The 5101-nt window shown below is 51.4% G+C and carries 7 protein-coding genes; 6 read left to right on the top strand and 1 reads right to left on the bottom strand.

The window, feature by feature from the left end; translation table 11 throughout:
- Nucleotides 1-158: IS5/IS1182 family transposase (locus tag IGR76_16305; protein MBF2080029.1), on the top strand; the 158-nt coding region annotated here is incomplete at its 5' end.
- Between the two features lie 117 nt (nucleotides 159-275).
- Here IGR76_16305 and IGR76_16300 read toward each other — a convergent pair.
- Complete coding sequence (locus IGR76_16300) at nucleotides 276-1265, bottom strand: hypothetical protein (GenBank protein MBF2080028.1); 990 nt, start codon at nucleotides 1263-1265, stop codon at nucleotides 276-278.
- 57 nt (nucleotides 1266-1322) lie between these two features.
- On the opposite strand from IGR76_16300, the gene IGR76_16295 reads away from it, so the two are divergent.
- From IGR76_16295 to IGR76_16275, 5 genes are all read left to right on the top strand, one after another.
- Nucleotides 1323-1982 (top strand): Uma2 family endonuclease, encoded by a 660-nt coding sequence (locus IGR76_16295; GenBank protein ID MBF2080027.1) that lies wholly within the window; start codon nucleotides 1323-1325, stop codon nucleotides 1980-1982.
- A gap of 203 nt (nucleotides 1983-2185) precedes the next feature.
- Complete coding sequence (locus IGR76_16290; GenBank protein ID MBF2080026.1) at nucleotides 2186-2512, top strand: hypothetical protein; 327 nt, start codon at nucleotides 2186-2188, stop codon at nucleotides 2510-2512.
- Between the two features lie 189 nt (nucleotides 2513-2701).
- Nucleotides 2702-3526, top strand: coding sequence for a DUF4168 domain-containing protein (locus tag IGR76_16285; GenBank protein MBF2080025.1), 825 nt, complete (start codon nucleotides 2702-2704; stop codon nucleotides 3524-3526).
- A gap of 280 nt (nucleotides 3527-3806) precedes the next feature.
- Nucleotides 3807-4802, top strand: a complete 996-nt coding sequence (gene hemB, locus IGR76_16280; GenBank protein ID MBF2080024.1) for a porphobilinogen synthase — start codon at nucleotides 3807-3809, stop codon at nucleotides 4800-4802.
- A gap of 70 nt (nucleotides 4803-4872) precedes the next feature.
- Entirely contained in the window at nucleotides 4873-5061 is a 189-nt protein-coding gene (locus IGR76_16275) for a hypothetical protein (protein MBF2080023.1), read from the top strand.
- Nucleotides 5062-5101: the final 40 nt, after the last annotated feature.

The following is a 5101-nucleotide window of genomic DNA, read 5'->3' as shown; positions in this document are numbered from 1 at the left end:
TTGCTGAAACTACCATGTTCCGCTTTAAGACTATTTTGGGGGGCAATCTCAGTGCACGTCAATTTGACAATCAAGCCGTGGAATTGTTCATCAAATGTGTTGCGCTCAACCGCATGATTCAGATCGCTAAACCCGATAGCTACAAGGTTGAAGGTTAATACCAGGACACTCTCAAGGCGAACCTGACCGTTTTTCTAATCATGCAACAAAGCCCTGGGGATCAAAAATTTCAGAACTTTTGTCGTAGAACGAATAAAACTAGACTATTAGGTCTATCAATGATCACTCTCCGTCACAATTTTGATGACCTCCGTTGGCGATAATAGGGAAGGCTGATTCCATGCAGAACCGCCTACGGTTCGTCGTCCACCCCACGGATCTGCATCACTTTTATAGGCACGTTCCGCCAGAGAAAGGGTGTGGAAGACGGTGCGAGTATAATCTATTTCCTTATGTTTTGGGTGGAGGGGAATCGTGCCTAAGGTGTACTGTCGTCCCCCTAAGCGATGCTCTCTAACGGTCAATGTTTCGGGTCGTAATGCATCTAAGGGGGACAACTGAGCCAGAGCTTGATAGAAGGATCGAGGATCAATACTGCTATCTACACCTTGGATATCACACAGCCCTATCTTGTCTCCCTTCACGTCCACAAGATAGACTCGTTGCGTTTTTAGAAGCCACTGGGCATCGTTGGCGATCGCCTCCCAGTAGTGATCCGCTTCACCCTGCGTGCCCGGATAGGGGCGATCGCCCTTTGCCGCTGCAATCAGCCACTCTGTTCCCCGTCGAAATGCCTCCGAGGCGTAGGCTTCAGACTGATCTAGCGTCCACTCTTTCTTGTTGCTCGGCAGTCCCATCTCCGTTGCAACCGACTGCCCGTCATGTTTCAGTGTGGCTACGGCCTTCGCTGCAAACTCGGCATAGTGGTTTAGGGAGTCGGGAACCGAAAGGTGATCACAATCCCACGCGATCGCCCGCAGTCGTGAAATCGTTTCTTCAGTCAAGTCTTGGGGGGATAGCTGCATCCAGGCGGCGGCACAACAGGCATCGGCATCGACCATCGTGGTTACAAAGCAGGTGTTTGGGGCGATCGCCTCGTGCGGCAAGGGCATCTCGTCAATCTGAATATCGGCCCCGCCGGGATGGTGATGATCGTAGTGGCGATCGCCCAGTTTAGGCATCCAGCCCGGAACCGTACCATCCACCATAATCAGCGGGGCATCGGTCGGGAGGCGATCGGCGTAGGTGGTTACTAAATAGCGCATGGATAACGTTGCTCCGTTACACTAGAGAATACCGAACCAAAGGGGAGGAGGCAACAAATGATCGCAACGCCCCATCAGACATCGCCACAACTCCAGCGACGTGCCGATCGCGTGCTGCTCCACAACATTTCCTGGGAACAGTTTGAAAACCTACTGCAAGACTTAGGCAACCATCGTGCTGCTCGCCTAGCGTACTGCGATGGCATTCTCGAAATTATGACCCCATTACCTGAACATGAGTATTTTAAGGAAACGATTGGCGATGCTATCAAAGATATGGCCGAGACTCTGGAACAAGACTATGAAAGTTATGGCTCTACTACGTGGCGACGCCAGGTGAAGCAAGCAGGACTGGAACCCGACAATTGCTTCTACTTCCAAAATGAAGCCCGGATTCGGGGTAAGCTCGATTTTAACCTTGACTATGATCCTCCTCCCGATCTAGCGCTCGAAATTGATATTACGAGTAAATCCCTGGATCGTTTTCCCATTTACAAACGTCTGGGCGTACCCGAACTGTGGTGTTACGACGAGGGACAACTCTACATTTTTCTCCTTCAAGAAGACGGGTATATAGAACAAGATCGGAGCCAAATCTTTCCGATGGTGGACGTGAAACAACTTCCCCAACTCATTGCGGATCATCGAGAACAGGGACGACTCGCCCTGCGGCGGACAATCCGCGCCTGGGTCAAAGCACAGGTTGATCAGGGATAGGGCGATCGCACCGTCCAAGATTTTTCCTGCTGTTTGCACCAGTCGAAAGGCTTGATAGCTCAACCTCCACGAAATCTCCACAACCATTTCTTAACCTAATGACTAAGTAAGGGCACACCTCGTGCAATGACAACTTGCCGAATGGATTGGCCTAACCACTAGTTAATTTTGAGCAGCGGAATTACGCTGTTTTGGAGGTTTTCATGACGAAGTTTTTAGGAACAACTCTTGCAATTGCAGCTTTAGCGATTCTGGGCGCGTGCTCCAGTGGTGTGGACGAAGTATCTCCCGATGCAGAATCCACCGTAGAGCCTGGTCAAACTGAAACCTACGTTGAGCCTGCGACCGAAGAACCTGGCGCAATGGAAGACGCAGATAAATCCGCTGACGAAATGGCTCCTGCGGAAGATAAGGCCGCTGACGAAATGGCTCCTGAAGCGGACGGCAAAATGGAAGAGCCTTCTGACGAAGCTCCCGCAGATTCCAGTGCTGACGCTCCTGCAAACGGTGAAGGCGGCACAGCAAACTAACACGCTGAGCAAATAGGGGAGCCGCAGGGCAGGAGTATTCTAACGAACGTCCTCGCGGCTAACCCATTGAATCAGTTGTTGATCGTCAGGTTTTTCTAGTGAGTTGTGAAGCGTTGGCTTCGACACGAAAACGGTTGAGCCGACCATAGCGCAACCTGACCATCACTTATGTAGCCAAGGAGAGTATCCATGATTTCTAACAGCAATCGTGTTTGGATGAAGGTGGTTCCTGGAATCGCTGGCATTATTAGCCTAAGTGCGGCGCTGTCTGTGCCGTCCTGGGCAGGGGAATCCAGACCGATAACGCAGGTAGTAGAAGATTCGCTGGTGTCTCAAGCGGAGTCTGGGGAGACCCCTAGCACAGAGTCGGTAGATCCTGAATCCATCGAAATGATTCCTTCCGAAACAGAGTCTGTTGAGGTGGAGTCTGTGGACGTTCCAATGTCCGATGATGAAGCGATGGAATCAGAGTCTTCCGAAGTTGAAATGCCTGGGGTAGAGTCTCTGGAAATAGATGCGTCTGAAACCGAGGTTCTGCCAGATGCGTCTGAGGCAGGTGAGATAGATGAAAACGTGGAGGCAACTGAGGTCGAAGAAGACTCGCTGCTCCAATCGCCCACGATGGAAGAAACCTCGCCAGATATCAGCACGAATGAATTACAACAGTTTGCCGCTACAATTCCCCATTTAGTAACCATCGAGCAAACGGGGCAAGAACAAATTTCTCAGGCTATCGACCAGTCAGGACTGGAACGCGATCGCTTCTACGAAATCTATCAAAGCCAGGAGCAACCTACATCTGGTTCTGCCAATGGGGTGGCAACACCGGAGGAACAATCGTCCTTTGAAACGGCTTTGGCACAGATCGAAGCAATTGAGCAGGATGTAGCTTCACAGCAGCAGGATGTGATTGCGGCTAGCGGCCTTGCTCCAGAGCGCTTTAACGAAATTATGGACACGGTACTGAACGATCCCCAGCTTCAGCTTGAAGTACAGGATCTGATGGTTCAGTAAGACGGTTTATCTTCTGTTTCGCTCCATATCGTGATTGAATCCCTGAATTGATCGGCTTCTCCTCCCCTGTCCTAGGAGTGATGAGCGTCAGATTCAGGGATTTTTTATTTCAGTACCCCAACATGGGCGATCGCGTTGATGCCCGGAATATGTTACAGAACGTTACCTAGCCCGTGTGTTTTCAAGGCATTGAACGTTTTAGACTGGATCGAGGTTAGTTTTTGAAACTAGCGGTTTTCAGAGTCAGTTCATGCGCTGCGATTCGCACAATTAGAAAATTATGTTTCCAACCCATCGTCCTCGTCGTTTGCGTAATCATCCCCAACTACGCCGGATGGTGCGTGAAAACGTTCTAACGACTAACGATTTAATTTATCCTCTGTTTGCTGTACCGGGCGAAAGCATCGCCAATGAAGTGAAATCGATGCCGGGGGTTTATCAACTCTCGATTGACAAAATCGTAGAGGAAGCGAAAGAGGTGTATGACCTCGGTATTCCGGCGGTGATCCTATTCGGTATCCCAACGGAGAAAGATACCGAAGCCACCGGGGCATGGCACGATCATGGCATCGTGCAGCAGGCTGCCACTGCCGTTAAGAACGCGGTTCCTGATTTGGTGGTCATTGTTGATACCTGCTTGTGTGAGTACACCTCCCACGGGCACTGCGGCTATTTAGAAGTGGGGGATTTAACCGGACGCGTCCTGAACGACCCAACCCTAGAACTGCTGAAGAAAACCGCTGTTTCCCAAGTCAATGCGGGGGCAGATATCATTGCGCCATCGGGAATGATGGATGGGTTTGTCCAAGCGATTCGCCAAGGGCTGGATGAGGCGGGCTATCAAGATACGCCGATTCTGTCCTACGCGGCCAAGTATGCATCGGCCTACTACGGGCCCTTCCGCGATGCGGCGGAGTCTGCGCCCCAGTTTGGCGATCGCCGCACCTATCAAATGGATCCCGCTAACGGTAGAGAAGCCCTGAAGGAAATCGAGCTGGATATCGCCGAAGGCGCAGATATGCTGATGGTGAAGCCTGCGCTGGCCTATATGGACATCATCTGGCGGGTCAAGGAAGCGACCCATCTCCCGGTGGCGGCCTACAACGTATCGGGTGAGTACTCCATGATTAAGGCTGCAGCGCTCAATGGCTGGGTTGATGAAGAACGGGTGGTGCTGGAAACCTTGACCAGCTTTAAGCGGTCGGGTGCAGATTTGATCTTGACCTACCATGCCAAGGATGCTGCCCGCTGGCTGTCATCGGGAAGTGGACTCTAAATTTTCATCGGTTGATCGCCCTGTCTTGGTTGCTCTAGGTGGGGCGTTTTTATTTTATGGAGTCACACTCATGAACATTCACGCTATCTCTGGAATGATGGTCTTGGCAAGTCTGGCGATCGCCTCTGCGCCTGTCCATGCGTTGTCTCATCCCCGAACAGTCGGGCTAGCCGCGACAAAGCAGGATGCGACCTACTCTACCGACCTGAATCGTGCTAAAAATTTAGCTTTTAGACGGCAAGCCCCGCGATGTACCTGAAAGGTCAGCGTCGGGATGAGAGGCGCGTGAGTTGAGGTAC

This window comes from Synechococcales cyanobacterium T60_A2020_003, from assembly GCA_015272205.1.
Lineage (GTDB): Bacteria > Cyanobacteriota > Cyanobacteriia > RECH01 > RECH01 > JACYMB01.
This window is presented reverse-complemented; position numbering and strand designations above follow the sequence as displayed.

Coding starts and splice junctions, on each gene's coding strand:
- IGR76_16300 (MBF2080028.1), bottom strand. CDS start 1,265: ATGCGCTATTTAGTAACCACCTACGCCGATCGCCTCCCGACCGATGCC.
- IGR76_16295 (MBF2080027.1), top strand. CDS start 1,323: ATGATCGCAACGCCCCATCAGACATCGCCACAACTCCAGCGACGTGCC.
- IGR76_16290 (MBF2080026.1), top strand. CDS start 2,186: ATGACGAAGTTTTTAGGAACAACTCTTGCAATTGCAGCTTTAGCGATT.
- IGR76_16285 (MBF2080025.1), top strand. CDS start 2,702: ATGATTTCTAACAGCAATCGTGTTTGGATGAAGGTGGTTCCTGGAATC.
- hemB (MBF2080024.1), top strand. CDS start 3,807: ATGTTTCCAACCCATCGTCCTCGTCGTTTGCGTAATCATCCCCAACTA.
- IGR76_16275 (MBF2080023.1), top strand. CDS start 4,873: ATGAACATTCACGCTATCTCTGGAATGATGGTCTTGGCAAGTCTGGCG.